The organism is candidate division WOR-3 bacterium (assembly GCA_016867815.1).
In the GTDB taxonomy this organism is placed as follows: Bacteria; Hydrothermota; Tepidihabitantia; order Tepidihabitantales; family Tepidihabitantaceae; genus UBA2258.
On sequence record VGIR01000008.1, the window covers coordinates 25,817 to 45,132 of the forward strand.

Annotated in this window: 18 protein-coding genes and 2 pseudogenes; 1 reads left to right on the forward strand and 19 read right to left on the reverse strand. The window is 63.3% G+C overall.

Annotation, left to right across the window (positions count from 1 at the left end; genetic code table 11):
* Positions 1 to 15: 15 nt before the first annotated feature.
* The 16 genes and pseudogenes from FJY68_02350 to rsxC form a co-directional block, all read right to left on the reverse strand.
* Entirely contained in the window at positions 16 to 612 is a 597-nt protein-coding gene (locus FJY68_02350; protein MBM3330678.1) for a hypothetical protein, read from the reverse strand.
* A gap of 295 nt (positions 613 to 907) precedes the next feature.
* Entirely contained in the window at positions 908 to 1,207 is a 300-nt protein-coding gene (locus tag FJY68_02355) for a DUF2442 domain-containing protein (GenBank protein ID MBM3330679.1), read from the reverse strand.
* A gap of 94 nt (positions 1,208 to 1,301) precedes the next feature.
* Positions 1,302 to 1,502, reverse strand: coding sequence for a hypothetical protein (locus FJY68_02360; protein ID MBM3330680.1), 201 nt, complete (start codon positions 1,500 to 1,502; stop codon positions 1,302 to 1,304).
* Complete coding sequence (locus tag FJY68_02365; GenBank protein MBM3330681.1) at positions 1,492 to 1,974, reverse strand: type II toxin-antitoxin system VapC family toxin; 483 nt, start codon at positions 1,972 to 1,974, stop codon at positions 1,492 to 1,494. Before FJY68_02365 ends, FJY68_02360 begins: the two co-directional genes overlap by 11 nt.
* Positions 1,975 to 2,326: 352 nt before the next feature.
* Positions 2,327 to 2,395: pseudogene (locus FJY68_02370) on the reverse strand (zinc ribbon domain-containing protein).
* A gap of 850 nt (positions 2,396 to 3,245) precedes the next feature.
* Entirely contained in the window at positions 3,246 to 4,388 is a 1,143-nt protein-coding gene (locus FJY68_02375) for an acyl-CoA dehydrogenase (GenBank protein ID MBM3330682.1), read from the reverse strand.
* Between the two features lie 162 nt (positions 4,389 to 4,550).
* Positions 4,551 to 5,639 (reverse strand): annotated as a pseudogene (locus tag FJY68_02380) (acyl-CoA dehydrogenase).
* 100 nt (positions 5,640 to 5,739) lie between these two features.
* Entirely contained in the window at positions 5,740 to 6,504 is a 765-nt protein-coding gene (locus FJY68_02385) for a 3-oxoacid CoA-transferase (GenBank protein ID MBM3330683.1), read from the reverse strand.
* Positions 6,504 to 7,475 carry a CoA transferase subunit A gene (locus FJY68_02390; GenBank protein MBM3330684.1) on the reverse strand — a complete coding sequence of 324 codons (972 nt, stop codon included), beginning with the start codon at positions 7,473 to 7,475 and terminating at the stop codon, positions 6,504 to 6,506. The genes FJY68_02385 and FJY68_02390 overlap by 1 nt, the downstream gene beginning before the upstream one ends.
* 269 nt (positions 7,476 to 7,744) lie before the next feature.
* Entirely contained in the window at positions 7,745 to 8,095 is a 351-nt protein-coding gene (locus FJY68_02395; protein MBM3330685.1) for an RNA-binding protein, read from the reverse strand.
* Between the two features lie 258 nt (positions 8,096 to 8,353).
* Entirely contained in the window at positions 8,354 to 9,358 is a 1,005-nt protein-coding gene (locus FJY68_02400; protein ID MBM3330686.1) for a 4Fe-4S dicluster domain-containing protein, read from the reverse strand.
* 18 nt (positions 9,359 to 9,376) lie between these two features.
* Complete coding sequence (locus tag FJY68_02405) at positions 9,377 to 9,949, reverse strand: electron transport complex subunit RsxA (GenBank protein MBM3330687.1); 573 nt, start codon at positions 9,947 to 9,949, stop codon at positions 9,377 to 9,379.
* Between the two features lie 18 nt (positions 9,950 to 9,967).
* A complete protein-coding gene (locus tag FJY68_02410) occupies positions 9,968 to 10,582 on the reverse strand; it encodes an RnfABCDGE type electron transport complex subunit E (protein ID MBM3330688.1) in 615 nt (204 codons plus the stop codon).
* Positions 10,579 to 11,103, reverse strand: a complete 525-nt coding sequence (locus FJY68_02415) for an RnfABCDGE type electron transport complex subunit G (GenBank protein ID MBM3330689.1) — start codon at positions 11,101 to 11,103, stop codon at positions 10,579 to 10,581. The genes FJY68_02410 and FJY68_02415 overlap by 4 nt, the downstream gene beginning before the upstream one ends.
* Complete coding sequence (locus FJY68_02420; protein ID MBM3330690.1) at positions 11,100 to 12,299, reverse strand: RnfABCDGE type electron transport complex subunit D; 1,200 nt, start codon at positions 12,297 to 12,299, stop codon at positions 11,100 to 11,102. Before FJY68_02420 ends, FJY68_02415 begins: the two co-directional genes overlap by 4 nt.
* The gene (gene rsxC, locus FJY68_02425) at positions 12,203 to 13,510 is read right to left on the reverse strand and encodes an electron transport complex subunit RsxC (GenBank protein MBM3330691.1); all 1,308 of its coding nucleotides are present in this window, start codon (positions 13,508 to 13,510) and stop codon (positions 12,203 to 12,205) included. The genes FJY68_02420 and rsxC overlap by 97 nt, the downstream gene beginning before the upstream one ends.
* 99 nt (positions 13,511 to 13,609) lie before the next feature.
* Between rsxC and FJY68_02430 the strand changes: the two genes are divergently transcribed.
* A complete protein-coding gene (locus FJY68_02430; protein MBM3330692.1) occupies positions 13,610 to 15,031 on the forward strand; it encodes a hypothetical protein in 1,422 nt (473 codons plus the stop codon).
* Between the two features lie 59 nt (positions 15,032 to 15,090).
* Here the strand turns inward: FJY68_02430 and FJY68_02435 are convergent, their stop codons facing one another.
* From FJY68_02435 to FJY68_02445, 3 genes are all read right to left on the reverse strand, one after another.
* On the reverse strand, positions 15,091 to 17,661 hold the full coding sequence (locus FJY68_02435) for a hypothetical protein (protein ID MBM3330693.1): 2,571 nt from the start codon (positions 17,659 to 17,661) through the stop codon (positions 15,091 to 15,093).
* Between the two features lie 62 nt (positions 17,662 to 17,723).
* A complete protein-coding gene (locus FJY68_02440; protein ID MBM3330694.1) occupies positions 17,724 to 18,236 on the reverse strand; it encodes a hypothetical protein in 513 nt (170 codons plus the stop codon).
* Between the two features lie 92 nt (positions 18,237 to 18,328).
* Positions 18,329 to 19,312 (reverse strand): hypothetical protein, encoded by a 984-nt coding sequence (locus FJY68_02445; GenBank protein ID MBM3330695.1) that lies wholly within the window; start codon positions 19,310 to 19,312, stop codon positions 18,329 to 18,331.
* Positions 19,313 to 19,316: the final 4 nt, after the last annotated feature.

Sequence of the window (19,316 nt, forward strand, 5' to 3'; positions counted from 1 at the left end):
CGCCCGCGCCTGCCGCTAATCCATGATCGGCCCGGCGAGCACGGTCTGCAGCTCGCCGATCAGACCGATGGCTTCCATCTCTCCCAGTACCTTGCACCCGCCGGATCGGTTCGGACTCTCGCTGGTCACTCCGGGCAGCCGGACGCGCCACGCGGTGCGTTCCGGCTCATCTTTGCCCTCCGGCCACGGGACGGCGAAAACGAGCGCCGTGCTGGGTATGTCCCAGTCATCGCGTTCCGTGGAATCGACGTAGCAGACGACCAGGCCCAGGTGTTTGTCCTGCTGCCGCCGTATCCATGCCGGCGGGTTGTCGTCGAATTCGGAAAGGTCGTCAACGAAGTCAGCGGGAATCTCGTCATCCTCTTGGGGAGCGACGGCCTGCGGATGCTCGCGGACGAAGAGCACGGCGAGCTTACTGCGGCCCTGCGACTCAAGCGTCCGATAGATCTCGATCAACCGTCGGAACGAAAGCGGCATACTCGCGACCAGCCACCTTCCACGACCTTCCCTATCCTCGACGTAGGGATCGCTGGTATCGTACACATGCGGATCATCGGCGCTGTGGCGCTTGATGTATCGGCCGCCTGAACCCACGGGATACTCGTCTGCCATGTCAATGCTCCTTACCGTTCCGGGCGCTTGGCTCGAACTCCACTACGGCATTCTAGAACCGGGCGGGAAGCAGTCAAGTAACCGCGGGCCGGGATGCCAAATGGAAGGGGAGACGGTAGAGGGATCAAGTGATCCCAGGGTCGAGTGGCAGGAAGCGGTCAGCCGGCTTGAGCTTGCGCTTGAGCTAGCTTGCTGCTCGTGGCTTGAAGTCCGCGGGCTACGCCCGTGCCAATTCTCATTGCCTCGCGGGAGCTTCCCGCAATGAGGTGCCTGTCCCTAACTCCTGCGGTGCTGACTAAGCCTGGGACTTGCGGTCGCGGGCAACCGCGCTCTCGGGTTGCTCGCTGCGAGTCCGGTCTCCCACGCCGTGGAGCAGACCCGACACCAGGATATCCTCGTCGAGGTCGTCCCAGTGAAGCCCAATGCCGCTCCCACCTATGACACAGCGCTGCCGCTGCGCCGGAGTCGCTCTCAGCAGGCGCGGAAAGTAGGCCAGAGGCACGCCCAGCCGCCTCCCGTCAGCGAGGTCAACCCACATGGTGTCGGCGTCGAAGCTGACGCCGATGGCCTGTGGTTCAGCCGCCAAAATGCTCATTCCAGAACCTCTCAATGTCCAGCACGACAGGATTCTAGGATTCGCGGGCCGGGGTGTCAAATCGGCGGAGGTTGGACGGCCGAAGGCCTGCAGTTCACGGCTGACTGTCCTTCGGCGGGTTGTCGCGGGCGACGGGGGAGGCCGTGGCTGCTATCTCCCGTTCGACTCTGTCCGCCGTTTCCTCCGCACGCGCGAGCCACTCGGCGATGGTCTTGCCCTGACGCCGGCGCTCGGCTTCCGATTCCTCTCTGATTCGATGGAGCCAGTCGAGCCAGTCGTTCCCGTCAGTCTTCATACTCCAGCACCTCCTCAGGTGTCCTGATGCTCAGCTGCTGGTATCCCTCGCGCCGATTCACGGCGCACACCCGCCGCTCCGCCCACTCATTGGCCAGGTGTCGCAGGTTGAGTGATACCAGCACGTCGGCCTTGCATACAGTCGCATAGGCGACATGCTCGGCGTCTTCGGCAAACCGCTCTGGGACTACGCGATCCCGAAGGTAGGCTGCGGCAAGACGCCCTACCTCGTCTCTGTCCGCGGACACCAGCCGTACGCTGCTCAATAGGTTGATAAGCTCCGACCGGCGCGGCTCAGCAGCCCGGTCGAGTTCGGTGAATGTCAACGGCGAGGTCGCCGCATCCAGAATCCCCAGGCGAACTTGCTCGAACATCTTTGTCACGGCCTCACGTCGCTCTGCGTTCCGCGGCTCGGGGTCGAAGTAGAACCCGAAGACCGAGGTTTCGACGTAGAGCAGCGGCCGTTGTTTCACGTCCAAAGGATACCTCTGCTCAGACGAATGTCAACGTGACTGCGACGGACCCAGCGACTAGGTCAGTGGCGAACGTGTCGGCGAAGTCAGGGTCGAACTCATCTGCAGACTCAGCGACGTTGTTGCCGCAGAAGACACCGGCGAGGACATCCTGAAAGACACTCTGTCAAGTCGCGGGCCGTGGTCGAGGGCCGCTAGGCGGGCTGGCCGGGGCAAGGCCTGTCCTAAGTGCGGCCGCTGTTCCGGGGGCAGTTGCAGACACCGGAGCGGGGCCTTCTGCGGAGACAGGAGCGAGGGCCGCAGCGGGTGCAGGAGCGGTGACTGTTGCATGAGGGGGAGCGGAGGCCGCTCAGGAGGAAGGAGCGGGGACCGGAGCGGGTGCCGCTGCGGCTGGAGGAGCCGGGGCCGGAGCAGAGGCCGCTCAAGGGACAGCAGCGAGTGCAGGAGCAGGCGCCGTTCTCCAGGCCGGTGCGGTATCTGTTGCGGGTGAAGGACCGAGGTCCGCACCGGGGGTAGCAGTACCCCCCATGACCCCTACCCTTGAATTGCCCGCCCCACGCCAGGTCTCAACCTGCCGACAATACGGGTCTTATGACCCATGGAGGCGGTCTGTTCATCTGCCGATTCCTTCAACCAGCTGCGGAGACCGTCGTATCCCTCTGGGGACTGATCCCCTCTTGTCATCGGAAGTGCCTCCTCGGTGGCATACAACTGGTAGCATGGGCTGGCCGCCCGACCACAATTCCGCCGGGGAGTGGTCGGCCCACGGGCCGCCTGGGGGGTAGCATCGGCCGACACAGCGCGGGATCCATCCGAACACACAACTGCGCGAACATCGACTCGAAAATCGAGCCGAACAACATCGTGAACATCTGCCGGAACAACGACCGGTACGACTTCACGAAGAACGCGCGGTACAGCGAACGATAGAGGTCAGGATTGAGGTCGAGGTTCAGGTCGAGACAGAACGAGTGACGTAACGGCTGACGCAAGCGAATACGCAGCGAGCGATAGGACTGCCGCTACTTCGTAACGAACAACGAGGGATACTTCGCGAGACACAACGCCGCGTGCAAGGAATGATCGAGGCTGAGGTTGAGGTCGAAGGGAAGGTGAAGGGTGAGGCTGAGATCGAGACATCTGCGTTAATCTGTGTCCATCCGTGGTTCACAAGTCTGGTCTCCGGTTTCTCAGGAGTGGTCCGCGGACGGGTGACCCGCATGAAGAAAGCGGGAGGCGTGAGGCCTCCCGCTCTGTGCAGATGAGAGTCGTTACCCGAGCATGGTGCGGGCGATGACGATGCGCTGGACTTCGGAGGTGCCTTCGTAGATTTCCATGCACTTGGCATCGCGGAAGTAGCGCTCGACCGGGTAGTCTTTGGTGTAGCCGTACCCGCCGTAGATCTGGAGCGCTTCGCGGGTGACCTCGACCGCGGTCTCGGCGGCGAAGAGTTTGCACATCGCCGACTCGAGGTTGAACCTGGTCTTGCCCGAGTCTTTCTGGTGGGCGGCGTAGTAGACGAGGAGTCGCGCGGCCATGGTCCGGCAGGCCATGTCGGCAATCTTGCCCTGGATCATCTGGAAGTCGCAGATGGGCTTGCCGAACTGCTTCCGTTCTTTGGAGTAGGCGATCGCCTTTTCCATCGCCGACTGGGCGATACCTACTGCCTGGGCGCCGATGTCGATTCTCGAGACGTCGAGCGTGCCGAGGGCGACCTTGAAGCCCTGCCCGACCTGGCCGAGGACGTTTTCGACCGGCACTTCACAGTCGTCGAACATCAGCTCGCAGTTGGCGGTGCCCCTGAGGCCGAGCAGGTTCTCGTGTTTACCGAGCGAGAAGCCTTTGGCGTCGCGGTCGACGATGAAGGCGGTGATGCCCTTGGTGCCGGCGGCCGGATCGGTCTTGGCAAAGACGAGGAAGACCTTGGCCACGCCGCCGTTGGTGATGAAGCGCTTGGAGCCGTTGAGGATGTACTTGTCGCCTTTGAGCACGGCCGTGGTTTCCATGGCGGCCGGGTCGGACCCGGCGTTGGGCTCGGTCAGAGCGAACGCGCCGAGCAGCTCACCGGTCGCCATCCGCGGCAGGTACTTCTCTTTCTGGGCATCGGTTCCCCAGTTGGTGATGGGCCAGCAGGCGAGCGAGTTGTGGACCGCAGTGATGACACCGGTGGAACCGCAGCCGCGGGAGATCTCTTCGACGGCGAGCGCGAGCGAGAGGAAGTCGAACGCGGCCCCGCCGTACTTTTCGGGGATGGTCATCGAGAGCAGGCCCAGTTCGGCCATCTTCTTGATGGTGTCGTGCGGGAACTCACCCTTTTCGTCGATCTCGGCGGCCCTGGGTTCGAGTTCCTTGGTGGCGAACTCTCTTGCCATGTTGCGGACCATCATCTGGTCATTAGTGTAGCTTAGTTCCATCGATACCTCCTGGGGAGAAAAGCAGTATTGGCTGTGTACAAAACTCGAAGTCCGAAGCCCGAATGACGATTCAAGCCCGAAGTCCGAATGACCGAATTCGTCATTCTCCGCGCTTCGAGCTTCAATCGGATTTCGAGCTTCGTCATTCGAGCTTGGTTCTTTCTAGCAGGCTTCTTTGGCTTCTTTGATTACATCTTTGGCGATAATCATGCGCATGACCTCGGACGTGCCTTCGCCGATCTCGCCGAGCTTGGCGTCGCGGTAGGCGCGGGCGACCGGCATGTCGTCGGTGATCGCCAGCGGGCCGATGGCGTCGATCGCCGTGCCGCAGGCGAACATCGCCACCTCGGAGGCGAAGAGCTTGGCAAAGGCGCACTCTTTGTCCACGCGCACGCCGGTGTCTTTGATCTGGGCCGCGTTGTAGACGAGGAGCCGCGCCGCCTCGACCTGGACCGCGACGTCGGCCAGCGCCTTGGATGCGAGCTGGGACATCTCACGGTCCTTGAACCACGTGATCATCGTGTCGAGGGCGCACTGGGCCATGCCGAGGCAGAAGGCGCCGATGGAGATGCGGCCGCCGTCGAGCGTCTCCATGAAGATGCGGTACCCGTCGTACTCCTTGCCCAGGACGCTGTCGAGCGGCACCAGCATGTCTTCGAAGACGAGCTCGGCGGTGTCCGAGCCTTTCAGTCCCAGCTTGTTCTCGACCGATGGGACCTTGAATCCCGGGGTCTTGGTTTCAACGATGAAGCAGGTGATGCCTTTGCGGCCGAGCTTGCGGTCGAGCGAAGCGGCGACGATGACGGTGCCGGCGTAGCTGGCCGAGGTGATGTACCGCTTGCTGCCGTTGATGAGAAAGCCCTGGTCGGTCTTCTTTGCGGACGACTCGATGCCCGCGGCATCCGAGCCGGCGTTGGGCTCGGTCAGGCCGAACGCGCCCAGATAGTCGCCGGCGGCAAGCCTCGGGATGTACCGTTCCTTCTGCTCGGTTGTGCCGAACTTGTAGATGGGGTAGGTGCCGAGTGAGGTGTGGGCGGCGAGGGTCAGGCCGGTCGAGGCGCAGGCCCGGGAGACTTCCTCCACGGCAATGACGTAGGTCTGATAGTCGAGTCCCATGCCGCCGAGCTCTTTGGGCCAGAGGATGCCGAGCCAGCCGCGTTCGGCCAGTTCCCGGACGTTCTCCTTCACGAACTCGCCGGTCAGGTCGTGCATCGTCGCCCGCGGGGCGACGTGGGTGCGGGCAAACTCGCGCGCCTCGGCTCGGAACTTGAGGTACCGTTCCGCCAGTATCACACTGGCTCCAGGGCCTGTTTCCGAATTCGGATTTCGCACTTCGTCATTCGTGCTTCTCCTAGATGTAGTACTTGTCCTTGTCTATTTCTTCGCGCAGCAGCCGGAGTTCCTTCTCGGTCGGCTCGGGATTGACGCCGACCTTGTCGGCCACGAGCAGCTCGAACCCGGTGGCCTTCACCACGTCCTCCGCCTTGACTCCGGGATGAGTGGCGATGAGGCGCATGCGCTTGGAGGTCGGCTCGAAGTCCATCAACGCCATGTTGGTGACCACCCGATAGGGGCCGGCGCCGGGAGGGAGCCCGGCTTTCTCGCGCGCGCCCGGGCCGGTGAGGTAGCCGGGCGTGGTGATGAAGTCCACTTTGGGGACAAAGGAACGCGCATCGTGCTTGCGCATGATGACGATGGTCTTCCAGCAGAAGGAGGCGACGTCGTTGGCGCCCCCGGAACCCGGCAGCCTGACTTTGGGCGGCCAGTACTTGCCGATGACGGTCGTGTTCAGGTTGCCGAAGGCGTCGATCTGGGCGCCGCCGAGGAAGCCGTACTCGATGAATCCCCGGGTCGCGGTCTCCATGATGTCGCAGATGCCGGAGGCGGCAACCGCCCGGTGGAACGTGCGGGAGTCGCCGACGCCGAGCGGCAACTTCTCAAGGGACGCGCCGGTGCCGCCGAACTCGAAGATGGGGACGAGGTTCGGGGCGTGCATCCGTTTGGCCAAAGCGCCGGCCAGCATCGGGATACCCGTGCCGACGAAGGCGGTGGTGCCGTCTTCCATCAGCTTGGAGGCGAGGCAGATGAGGAATTCGGATTCGTTGTAGGCTGCCATTACCGGCCTCCGATTTCCGCTTCGAGCTTCCTGAGTTGGTCCATGCCGACCAGGTTCACGTAGTCGTTGTGGTTCTTCGGGCCGTAGACCCACTTGTCGAGATAGGCCCTGGTCTTGGCCGGGTCGGCCGAGTCTTTGAGAAACGCCTGCAGATGCTCGCCGTCACGCCAGTAGCGGTAGCACATCTCGCCGGGATGAGACCCGTACTTGGCCTCGACCACGGCGTCGACGAGGTAATAGGGGATGACCGTCTGTTCCGGGTACTTCCGGATTTCATCTGTCGAGACGATCTCCTCGGCCGAGACGATGAGTTTCTTGGAGGCGCGGGACATCTCGTGGACGAACCCGGAGATGCCCTCGACCCGACAGTTGCCGAACTTGTCCGCTTTGTGTACATGAATCAGGCCCACGTCGAGGAAGAGCGCCGGAACCAGGCAGACCGGCTTGCCGGTGAACGGGTCCTCAACTGCCTTGGCAGCGGAGTACTTGAAGGTGTCGGTACCGAGCATGGAGCGGATAGGGAGGAACGGTACGCCCATGGCCGCGGCTTTGAACCGCCAGGTGATGCCGCCGTTGGACCAGTCGGTGGTCTTGACCCGGCCGGACTCGACGGCGCGGCGCAGGCAGGAGGAGATGCCGTAGACTTCCCAGGCGATGTAGGTGATGTCGAGGGTGTCGACCAGGTCGGCGGCCAGCAGGAGGTCAATCTCGTGGATGCCCTGGCCGGCCACGCGCAAGTGCTTCTTGCCCTGGCGGATCGCTTCGCGGACCAGAGACATGGGAGCACGCACCGTGCCGTAGAGTTCGGTGCCGATGTAGTCCCCGTCGGCAATGAACTTCGCGACCGCATCCTGCTCGGTCATGACTTTGTCCACCATCTTCGTGTTCTTCCGCGTGTGGACCCACTCGCGGAAGCCATCCGGGTCAGGCGGCTGGAACAGCTCGCCCGTGCCCGATTCGATCACTTTCATAGGCGCGACCTCCGGTGGTTCAGTTGAATCGATTGAAAGCTCTAACCACTGTATCTTAGGGGCGAGTGGGTGAAAGTCAACAGCGGCCGGGGATCACGAATCCGAATGGTTGGCCACGAAGACACGAAACTGGAGTGAAACGGATTCGTAACATGCAGCGCCGTTTCGTTTCGTGCCCTTCGTGCTTTCGTGGCGCGAGTGTCGGTTTGGGGGGACAGCCCAAAGAGCGCGGGCGGGCCTGAGCCCGCCCGCTTGAGAACTGGCGAGAACTACCAGCGCGGACGGTTGAAGTCGCGCTTCTGGTCGTCGCGGCCACCGCGTCTCGGGCCACCGCGTCCCGGGCCGCCGAACCCGCCGCGCGGACCGCCTTCGGTCCGCTCGCGGGCTTCGTTGACGGTCAGGGCCCGGCCGTCGAGCTGGTACTGGTTCAGGGCCGCGATTGCCGCGCCCGCTGCCGCGTCATCGCTCATCTCGACGAACGCGAACCCGCGCGAGCGGTTCGTGAACTTGTCGGTGATGATGTTCACGGATGAGACTTCCCCGTGCGCGCCGAACAGTCCGCGCAGCTGGTCTTCGGTAGCGCTGAAGGGCAGGTTGCCCACGAATATGCGCTTTGCCATTTCGTTCCTCCGGTCGTTTCTTGCTTGGGATTCGGTACGGGACCAGCCTGCGGTCTGCTCAGGCGTATACACACGTGGACCACGCGCACGTTTCTCAAGCGGTTTCAGGACCTTGTCTTGTCTGTCGCCGGGCGCAGGTCCCCCGTGTCCGGCAGACGATATTAACAATGGACTGGGAGATGTCAAATGGAGAAGATGAGAAAGGACGAGGGTCAAGAGACAGGGGAGCGGGTGTCGGGACCTCTCTCCCTTTGCTCTCTATCCCCCGGGTCCCCGGTGCGAATGGCCGAGCGCGCCGACCAGGTCGATGGCGCCGGCCGGGCAGACCTTGCGGCACTCGCCGCAGCCGATGCACTTGTCGGCAGCGACCTTGTGCTGGCTGCCGGCTTCGCCCTCAATCGCCTTGAACGGGCAGGCTTTCACACAGGCCTGACAGCCGTCGCACTTGGGGTTGATGACCGCCTTGGGCCGACCCGGGGCGCGGTCGATGAAGGACCGGGTCGGGCACTTGTGGACGCAGATGCCGCAGTCGATGCACTTGGCGAAGTCCATCACCGGCAGGTTGCTAACCATCGTCAGGGCACCGGCCGGGCAGACTTTGACGCAGAGACCGCAGGCGGTACAGCCGACTTTGCAGACGTCTTTCACCGCCCTGCCTTTGTCGTGAGAGACGCAGGCGAGAATGACGAGCTTGCTGCGGCGGACGAGCAGGAGCGTGTTCTTGGGGCAGCCGCGCACGCAGTTGCCGCAGCCGGTGCACTTCTTCTCGTCGATGACGGGCAGGTTGTTGCCGCCCATGGTGATGGCGCCGAACGGACAGATCCGGGCACAGTGGCCGAGACCGACGCATCCGTAGACGCATGCCTTGGGACCGCCGAGGAGCAGGGCGGCCGCCCGGCAATCCGCAGCGCCCTTGTACTGGAAGCGGGCCGGGGCCACGTCCTTCCCGCCGCGGCAGATAAGGACTGCAACCTTGGGTTCGACCGCTCCAGCCTCCTGACCCATGATCTCGCCGATGCTGCGGGCGACATTGGCGCCGCCCACCGAGCACTTGTTCAGTTCCGCCGAGCCCGATGCAACCGCGGCAGCGTAGCCGTCACAGCCGGGGAAGCCGCAGGCACCGCAGTTAGCCCCGGGCAGCACAGCCCGGACCGCGGCCTCGCGTTCGTCCACCTTGACGGCCAGCTTGACCGAGGCGACGAGTAACAGGACGGCAATGAGCAGGCCGGCGCCGCCCAGCACGGCCAGCGCCCGGATGACCATGCCCCAGTCAATCATGCGTCAGGCTGAGATCCCAAAGAGGTTGGCAAACCCGAGGAAGGCGAGGGAGATGAGCGACGCGCCGACGAAGGCAATGGGATACCCGCGGAATGCAGGTGAGATCGGCGAGTCCTCCAGCCGCTCGCGGATGGCGGCGAACAGGATGATGGCGAGCGAGTAGCCGCCGCCCACGCCCAGTGCGTAGATGGTCGCCTGCAGCAGGTTGTACCCGTAGTCGACGTTGAGGAAGGTGACCGCGAGGATGGCGCAGTTGGTGGTGATGAGCGGCAGGTAGATGCCCATGGCTGAGTAAAGGCCGCGCACGTACTTCTTGAGGAACATCTCGACGAACTGTACGAGCCCGGCGATGACGAGGATGAATACCGCGGTGCGAAGGAACTCGAGGCCGAGCGGCAGCAGGACGCCGTGCCAGAGGACCCAGCAGACCCAGGTCGCCAGCATCGTGACGAACACGACCGCCGCGCTCATGCCGACCGACGTGTCCATGGAAGTCGAAACCCCGAAGAAGGAGCAGAGCGCGATGAACCGCATCAGCAGGATGTTGTTCACCAGGAATGCCCCGATGAAGATCATGGTAAGGTCTTTCACAGGCTACCTCTTGTCCAGTTTGAACTTGGCCACCAATGCCTTGAGGATGCCGATGAGCAGGAACGCACCGGGCGGGAAGATCATGAACAGCATCGGCGCGCTACGGTACCAGGCCGGGGTAACGACGTACCCGAAGACCGTGCCGACCGCGAAGAACTCGCGGAGGGATCCGAGGACGACCAGCACGAGCGTGAACCCGAGCGAGTTGCCGAGGCCATCGAGGAAGGAGTCGAAGACACCGTGGCCGTAGGCGAACGCCTCGGCCCGGCCGAGGATGATGCAGTTGACGACAATCAGCGGTACGAATACGCCCAACACCTGGTAGAGCGAGGGTTGGTAGGCCTGGAGCACGTAGTCGATGATGGTCACGAAGGTGGAGATGATGATTATGAAAATCGGGATGCGGATGGTCGGCTGGACGAACTTGCGCACCAGCGCCACGACAACGTTCGAGAAGATCAGCACGAATGACGCAGCGGCGGACATGCCGAGCGCATCGCGGGCCGAGGTCGACGTGGCCAGGACCGGGCAGAGGCCGATCATCAGGATAAGGACCGCGTTCTCGCGGACTATCGGGTTGACCAGGAATCCGAGGCGCGATGGTTTCTTGCTGGTCATGGCTTGAGGTGCTCCGAGTACTTGCGGATAGTCTGGGCTACGCCCGAAGCTGCGGCCCGGGAAGTAATCGTGGCGCCGGAGATGGCGTCAATCGTGCCCGCCTCCTTCTTCAGCGACACGGTTGAGTCGAGCCCGAGGAACTGCCGAGCGAACCAGTCTTCGCGTGCCTTAAGGCCAAGTCCCGGAGTCTCCTTCAGGTCTTCCACTTTGATGCCGCTGATGCGCCCGGTGAGGTCGAGGGCGATGAGCACCGGAACGGGCCCGCCGTACCCGCGCGCGCCTGACCGAACCACGATGCCGACCTTGGCGCCGGCGGCGTCGAGTCCGTACCAGAGCGAGTCCTGCTCCACTTCCTTAAAGGTCTGCGCAGCCGGCAGGGCCTGACTGAGCGCCGACCTGGTCGCGTCGGCCTTCTGCTGCTCAATCTTGGGCTTGGTGACGGAGTAGACCTGTGACAGGGCAAATGCCGCAACCAAACAGGTGATGAGAAGCGAGACAACCATCCAGGTGCGGCTGTTCACTTCGCCGCCTTCGTCTTCTTCACAGCGCCGAACAGGCGCGGCCTGGTCAGGCGGTCGATGAGCGGCGTTGCCACGTTCATCAGCAGGATTGAGTAGGAGCAGCCCTCCGGGTATCCGCCGTAGAGCCGGATGAGCATGGTGATGAGGCCGCAGCCGATGCCGAAGATGATGCGGCCCTTGCCGGTGACCGGGGAAGTCACGTAGTCGGTGGCCATGAAGAACGCACCGAGGATGATGCCGCCGGAAAGCACGTGGAAGGAGTAGGTCATGGGGTTGTTGGGCAGGACGAGCGCGAGGACGATGACCGTACCGATATAGGCAACCGGAATTCGCCAGTCGACGACGCGGATGATGATCAGGAAGAGAGCGCCGATGAGGAGGAGCAGTGCCGAGGTCTCGCCGAGACAGCCGCCGATGTTGCCGAGGAAGAGTCGCTTCAGTTCAGCCAGGGAGTTGGCTTGGCGAAGCAATTCGTTCAGGTCCATGCCCTGGGGAACCAACTCGGCGGCGCGGCGGACAAAGGCGAGCGGCGTCGCGCCCGAGACGGCGTCAATTCCGGAGAGTGGCGCGGTGCCGAAGGGCTTGAGCCACATAGTGGTCATGTGGGTGGGCCACGAAACCATGAGGAACGCCCGGGCTGCCAGGGCCGGGTTGATGAAGTTGTGGCCGAGCCCACCGAAGAACTGCTTGACCACGACGGTGGCGAAGGCGGCACCGACTACCGGCATCCAGAGCGGGACCCCGGGCGGGAGATTGTAGGCCAGCAGCAGTCCGGTTACTGCTGCCGAGCCGTCGAACGGCGTCGGCTTGCGGCCGAACGCCCGCTGCGTCAATGCATCGAAGAGCATCGAGGAGGCGACTGAGATGGCGACGAGCAGGAGAGACTTGAGTCCGAAGAAGTAGACCGAGCCGCCGAGAGCCGGGAGCAGAGCAATCGCCACGACCCACATGATCCGGCTGACCGATGCCTGGGAACGGACGTGCGGCGAAGCGGCAACGACGAGAGGAGAGGTTAAGGTTGAGGTTGAGGACGGAGGCAGACCGGTTTCCTTTGCCTCTGCCTTAACCTCAGCCTCAGCCTTGACCTTCGGGTCTGTGCTCACTTGCGCTCCATTGCCGCGAGTTCGGACTTGGCGTACTTGAACTGGTGCACCAACCGGATCTTTGCCGGGCAGGCGTAGGCGCAGCACCCGCATTCGATGCAGTCCTTCACGTGCTCGGCCTTGGCCGCCTCGAGCTGGCCGCGCCGGATCAGGTTGTTCAGGCGCTGCGGCGCCAGGCCCATCGGGCAGGCCTCGATGCAGCGGCCGCAGCGGATGCAGTCGTGCTCATCGAAGACGGTAGCCGCCCGGTCGAGCACGAGCACACCGGATGTGCCCTTCAGCACCGGTACCTCGTCGGTGCTGACCGCGATACCCATCATCGGCCCGCCCATGATGAGCTTGCCGACCTCGGCCGCATACCCGCCGCAGAATTGAAGCAGCTCCTTCACCGGCGTGCCGATCCGGACGCGCAGGTTCTTCGGCTCCTTGATGGCTGGGCCGGTCACGGTCGTAACCCGCTCGTAAAGGGGTCGATTGAGGCGGAGCGCGTCCCGTACCGCCAGCGCAGTGCCGACGTTCTGCACCACGCAACCGACGTCCATCGGTAGTCCCCCGGACGGCACCTCGCGCTTGAGGCAGGCCTTGATGAGCTGCTTTTCCGCGCCCTGCGGGTACTTGGTCCTGAGTTTCCTGACCTTGAATCCGGATGAGGCGGCCGCGGAAGTCATCGTCGCTACAGCATCGGGCTTGTTGTCCTCGATGACTATCATGACATTCTGGACCCCGAGCACTCTGGACATGATCTTCACGCCTTCGACCATCTCGGCCGGCTGTTCCAGCATCAGCCGATGGTCAGCGGTCAGGAAGGGCTCGCATTCGCAGCCGTTGATGAGCAGGGTGTCAATCGGTTTCTCTTTGGGCGGTGTGAGTTTGAAGTAGGTCGGGAAGGCCGCGCCGCCCAGGCCGACGACTCCGGAGAGGCGCAGGGTTTCCACTATCTGTTCATTCGTGAACCCCGAATAGTCGCGCTCCCCGAGTGCGTCATCCGGCGTGTCCGCGCCGTCCGAGTCGATGACTACTGTAGGGCCGCGGCGGCCGGTCAGCGGGTGAGGCAGGTCGGAGACGTCGGCGACGGTGCCGGAGACCGAAGCGTGGGTGGCAGCGGAGATGCGGCCGGCCGGCTCGCCGATAAGCGTACCGGTCTTCACCAGGCTGCCCTTCGCGACGACCGCTTTCGAGGGCGCGCCGGTGTGCTGAGACAACGGAATGAAGACCCGTGCAGGCAGGGGAAGCACCTCTACGGACTTGTGTTCGGTAGCTTCCTTGTCCTCACGGGGATGGACACCGCCGCGAAATGTCAGCATTGGACGGCGGGAATTGTAGCGCTGGGCCTTCCGTTGTCAAGCAGCCGGTAGGGAACGACGCGGTTTGACAGCCGAATCCGGCTGCATTACTCTCATAACATGAGAAACCTGACCATCCTTTTCGTTGCTTTGGCACTGGCAGCCGGATGCGGCGGCGCAATGGCGCCCAAACCGGGATCGGACAGCGCCGAGACCTGGTTGTCCTCTACCATTCAGGGACAGAAAGTCGGCTACTCCGTCTACCGCTTCGACCAGCATCCCGACGGTTACCGGTTCGAGAGCTACATAAGGATGACCCTGGCGATGCAGGGCAAAGAGCAGCGGGTTCAATCCCATTCGGAAGCGTACACCGGTCCGGACCTTGCCCTGCAGAGCTTCACCTTCACTTTCTCTTCGCAGGACCGGTCGTTCGGCGTCAGGGGCCGGGTCGTGGGTGACACGCTGTGGGTCGAAGCCCCGGGAGGCAGCGAAGAACGGAGCCTCACCGTGGCAGGTCCGGTCTATCCTTCCTCCGCACTGGGCAGGTACGTTGTGGTCCGGAAGCTGCTCAAGGACTCGACCTACCAGGTGCCGGTCTTCGATGCGGCGGTTATGGGCGTTTCGCTGGCCCAGGTGAAGGTTCTCGGCCGGGAGAAGGTCAAGGCCGGGGGCCAGGAGTACGACGCGCTCAAGTTCACGACCAGGATGGCCAAGTCCACGGTGACATCCTGGGTTGACGACAAAGGCATGGCGATTGTCGAAGCGTCAGCGCCGGGCATCAGGTCGGAGCGGACCGCCGCCGACCAGGTGCTCAAGGCCGAACCGGAGGGCCAGAAGCTCGACGTACTGACGATGTTCCGCGTACCCGTCGACACGAGCATCCCGGATGGAGCGAAGGTCAGTTCTCTGAAGCTGGAAATCGAGGGGATTGACCCGAAGCAATATGCGTTGAGCGGGCCGGGACAACAGGTCTTGAGTACCAACCCGCTGCTGGTCCAGATCAATACGCCGGAGCTGCCCACCGAGCCGGTGGCGCTGCCCATCGCCGCCGAGAGTGAGTATCTGCAGCCCTCGGTCACAATCCAGTCCGACGCGCCCGAGGTGAAGGCCAAGCTGAAGGAGGCGATTGGCGACGAGAAGGACGGCGTGGCCGCCGCGCGCAAGCTGGTCTCCTGGGTCTTCACCGTGGTAGAGAAACAGCCGACTGCGTCATTCCCGAACGCGCTCGACGTGCTCAAGACCATGAAGGGCGACTGCAACGAGCACGCGGTCCTGTTCGCCGCGCTTGCCCGGGCCGCCGGCATCCCGACGCAGACCGCAGTGGGTCTTCTCTACATGAACGGGGCGTTCTACTACCACGCCTGGAACGAGGTCTACGTCGGGAAGTGGATACCGGTTGACGCGACCTTTGGCGAGTTCCCGGCCAGCGCCCTGCACCTGAAACTCGCGCAGGGCGAGTTGAGCGAGCAGGCGGAGATTCTCGGCCTCGTCGGCGCCATCGGCATCAAAGTCAGAGAGTTCGGCGCCGCTCCGGCCCGGTAGCCGGTCCCAAAGCTGAAGCCCCCGGCCTGCAGAGCCGGGGGCTTTGATTTCGGCGCGGACTACTTCTCGGGTTCGGCCGGCTTGGGCTGCGCTTCCTCGGGCTGAGCTTCTTCGGGAATTGGCTCAACCACGAAGTCGGCCTCCTTCATCACGATGTCGATCTTCGCCCTGCCACGGAGATCCTTCAGCAGTTGGTCGTACAGCTGTTTCTCCTGGGCTCGGCGGAGCTTGTTGTCGATCTTGGAGCGGACCTCGCTGAACGGGCGCGTAAACGCGGCCTTCTTCTCTTCCATGGTCACAAACACGTAGCTTGAGTCGTTGAGCTTGATGACCGGGGAGAGGCTTCCCTTGGACAGGCTGAACGCGGCGTCAACGATCTTCTTGTCGTGGGCCTTGTCGTCACGGGCAAGCCAGTAGAGGTCACCGCCTGACCAGCGGCTCGACGAACTGGAGAACCGCTTGGCGATGTCCTGGAACGTGGCCTTCTGGGCGGTGTCCTTCCTGGTAACTTTGACAAGCAGCTTGCCGTCGGCGGTCGCGAGCGGCTTGGCGGTCTCGTTGGCGCCCAGCTTGAACAGCCCGGCGACAAAGTCGGCGGGCAGGGGTTCGTCGGCTTTGACGTAGGTGCCGAACCTGGCCGAATCGGTCGGAGCCACGGTCGCGGTCTCCGGTCTGGCAGGCCGGCCGAGCAGCGAGTCGAGCTGTGCCAGGCGTTCTGCCCGTGCCGGCACCGGTCTGTAGAGCCTGCCCTGTTTCGAGAGGTCGCCGAATCCGAAGCCGTAGGGTGCAGGCTTGACGTAGGGGCCGGTGATCTTCGTCTTCTGCGAGATATCGGGGACGCTCTTGTTGCCGACACTCACCATCGGCTTGCCCGGTAGCGCAACGGGTGCGCCGGCCAGGGCGTATTCGCCGAGCAGCGAATCAGTGTTGGCAGAAGCGGCCGAGAAGGATGCTTCGACGTCCGGGTTGTCGGCCGGGAAGAGCAGGCCGCGGCCCTGGATCATGGCCGGCAGCTTGCCGTTCACCGCCCAGCGCCGCAGCTCCTCGGCCCGGGTCCGGCTGGGGGCGGTAATCTCACGGGCGTGGACTTTCGCCGGTTCTTTGTACTCCGCCAGTGTCGCCTTGTATTCGGCCATGAGCTGGGCCGAGTCGAGGACGACCTTGTCTGCCGTCATGCTGCGTTTGTAGGCATCGACCAGCATGCCGGCCCGGCGACTCATGACCTGGTCGACGACCTTGTTGACCAGCCAGAGCTTCTGAGACTCGGCTTCTTTCAGGAGCAGCTTCTCCATTACGAGATTGTCGAGGATGCGCCGCTTGCCTTCGGGCGTGTCGAACTGCGAGCGGTAGAACGGCGGTATCGCGTTGAGGCGCGCCGTGAGAGCAGTCGTGTCGATCAGGATGCCGTTCACAGTTGCCAGCGTGTCCTTGCCCTGGTCGAGGGCGGTCGTGTCCATCTTGAGGGTCGCCTTCACCTTGAGGTCGGCAATCACCTGCTCGTAGAGCCTGGCCGTGTTCTGCTGCTTCATGTCCGCCGACAACTGGTTGCGGACGTCGGCAAACGTGCGGACTGTCTTCGGCTTCTTTTCAGTAACCTTGACAATGACGAACCCGTCCTTCACCTGAATCGGCTTGCTGATGTCGCCGACTTTGAGCGAGAACGCGGCCTGCTCGACCGGCTTGGGCTGAGACCCCCGGGCAATCATCCCGAGATCACCGCCCTTTTCCTTGTCCGGGGCAGTCGAGAACTGTCTGGCAAGGCTGTCCCACTTCTTCGTGGTGTCGGAGAGCAGGTCTAGCCGCAGCTTCTCGGCTTCCTCTTTGGTCGCAACCTGAATCTGGTAGAGGCGAACCTTCTCCGGCGTTGTGTACCTGGTTGCTACCTCTTTCTTGTAGGCGGCCTTCAGTTCCTTTTCCGCCGGCTCGCTCTTCGAGGCAACGGTACGCTCGTTCCATTCCTGGAAGACCGCACGGTTGCGCTGTTCGCTGAGCGCGAGGAGAAGCGTCGAGTCCGTCGCGACGCCGGCCGAAACTGCGGCCGAATAGAGCAGCCGGTTGTCGATCATCGTGTCGAGCAGCAGTTGCTTCTTCTCGTACTTCTCATACGCAGAGGGGTTTCGGCTGATGCGGTCGTCGAGTTCGATGCGCGTGATGGGGTAGGAATCGACGTAGGCAACCCGGTCCTGATAGTTCTTGCGGAAGCAGCGCTCGATGGCATCCAGCGCGTCGGTGCCGTAGGTTGACTTCGGATACCTGGTGGCCACGATCTCGTAGTTCTTGGCGCCCTCGAGGTAGTCTTCCCGCATTTCGAGACAGAGCGCCAGGCGGTACAGGACGTCCGGCAGTTGTTTGTGCTTTGGGTAATCGGCGGCCAGGGCGCTGTAGACGGCCTCGGCGCCGGCGTAGTCGGCCTTCTTGTCCAGTAGATAGTCACCGATTTCCAGCCGGACGGCAAAGCGGTCAGCCGGGGTCTTGGCCTCGGCATCGAGACGCTGGAGCGTCGCATACGCCTTGTCCAGGTCCTGGGCGGCGTAGAGCTGGTAGACAGTGTCGAGTGCCGCGTCAGGCGGAACGGCGCTCGCGCCTGCCGCCATCAGCCAGAGCAGAGCCAGGGTCAGGGTCTTCTTCACGGAGAGCCTCCTTGAGATTTGAGCGACCAGTAGTACATTTAGACTTACAAGACGTGTTTCCGTTACCGGACGATCTGCAGGGCGACCATCATGACCGTGCCGGAGAGGAGCGGAATCACGACGTTGTCGTTGACCTCAATCGGTAGCGCCTCCACAACCGAGGCCGCAACCGCACCAAGAATACCGATTCCGAGCGGGAAATCAAGACCGGGCAGGACTGACACCAGCCAGGCAACACCGATGCAGACGAACAGGCCGGCCAGCGTGCCCTCGAGAGTTTTGCGGAAGACTCTCACTCTCCCCACCGACAGGCCGACGATGGCCGCGGCCGTATCGCCCAGCGCGAGGAACCCGATGGCGGCAATGAACACGCCGCTGACGCGACCCTCCGGGCCGATTCCGAACACCAGCATGCAGACAAGTGACGCAAGCATCAGGTAGGATGCGCCGGTCAAGGAGGAGAGTTCCTTCCGTCGGAGCATCGAGCCGAAGAGAACGATGAAGACGCTCTTCACCGAGGTGAGGCGCAGCCGTAGGAAGTCGATGAGCAGGAAAGTGAGCGTGGCGGCCGCCATCAACGTCAGGGCCAGATGCCAGGGTATGAAGTAGCAGACCAGCGGGATGATCAGCGCCGAAAGGTGGGGGAGCTTCCGGCTTACTTCGGTTCCTAGAATTCGAATCCCCCGGATATCTGCTGCGGGCTGCCGAGTTCCCGCGAGTCCGGGGCGGTGCCGGAGGCATAGCCGTAGTCGACATGGAACCGCTTGATACGCAGCCCAAGACCGATGGCCAAGTTGCCCCGGTAGACGCCGAGCCGGCCGTAGAGCACTTCCCGGAACGCGTACTCGATACCGTAGCTCGGCGTGAAAACGAGCTCTTCGGTGTTCGCCTCGGCCTCGAGTGCCAGGGTCAGGCGGTCACGCGAGATACGGAAGGTCTTGGCCAGACCGATCGCGCCGCGCGGCATGACCACTTCCCGCCGGCCGGTGTCCCAGAAGAGCGGCGACGTGCTGGCGTTACGGACCCGCAGGCCGACGTCGAGGTCGGCCATGGGCGTGAGGGTCGCACCGAGGTCCAGCCCCATCCCGAACGCCGAACCGACCCCGAGGTCATGATAGATCAGCTTCACGTTCCCGCCGACGGCCACGTACGGCGAGAGGGTGCGCGCGTAGTTGGCGTAGCCCACGACCTGGGTCGCGCTGACCATGCGCCAGACGTAGGGTCGATTGTTGGGTCCTTCCGGCGTAGTGTCACCGGGTACTGACTCGCTCGGCAACTTGGTCAGTTTGATGCCCGGGATGCCATTGTGCAGTACGGCGAACCCCAGCGACTGGCGTGGGGAGTGGAACGAGACGCCCAGGTAGTTGTGCTTGACCATGCCGGAGTGCTCTTCCGAGTGGAGGAAGAGCACCGAGGTACGAGAGAAACCGGAGGGACGGGACGGGTTGTAGTAGATGGCGCTGGGATCGGAGGCCGCGGCTACGACCGCGCCACCCATGCCGATTGCCCGGGCCGATGTGCCCAGTTCTTCAAAGTCGCCCGCGTAGCGGGTCGCGAACGCGGCTGCAGCTAGTACGGTCAGCAGCACGGCGGTCCGGGTCCGGCCGATATCCGGCCGATGGTAGAAGCCCTTGGTCTTTGTCTTTCTCATCCTC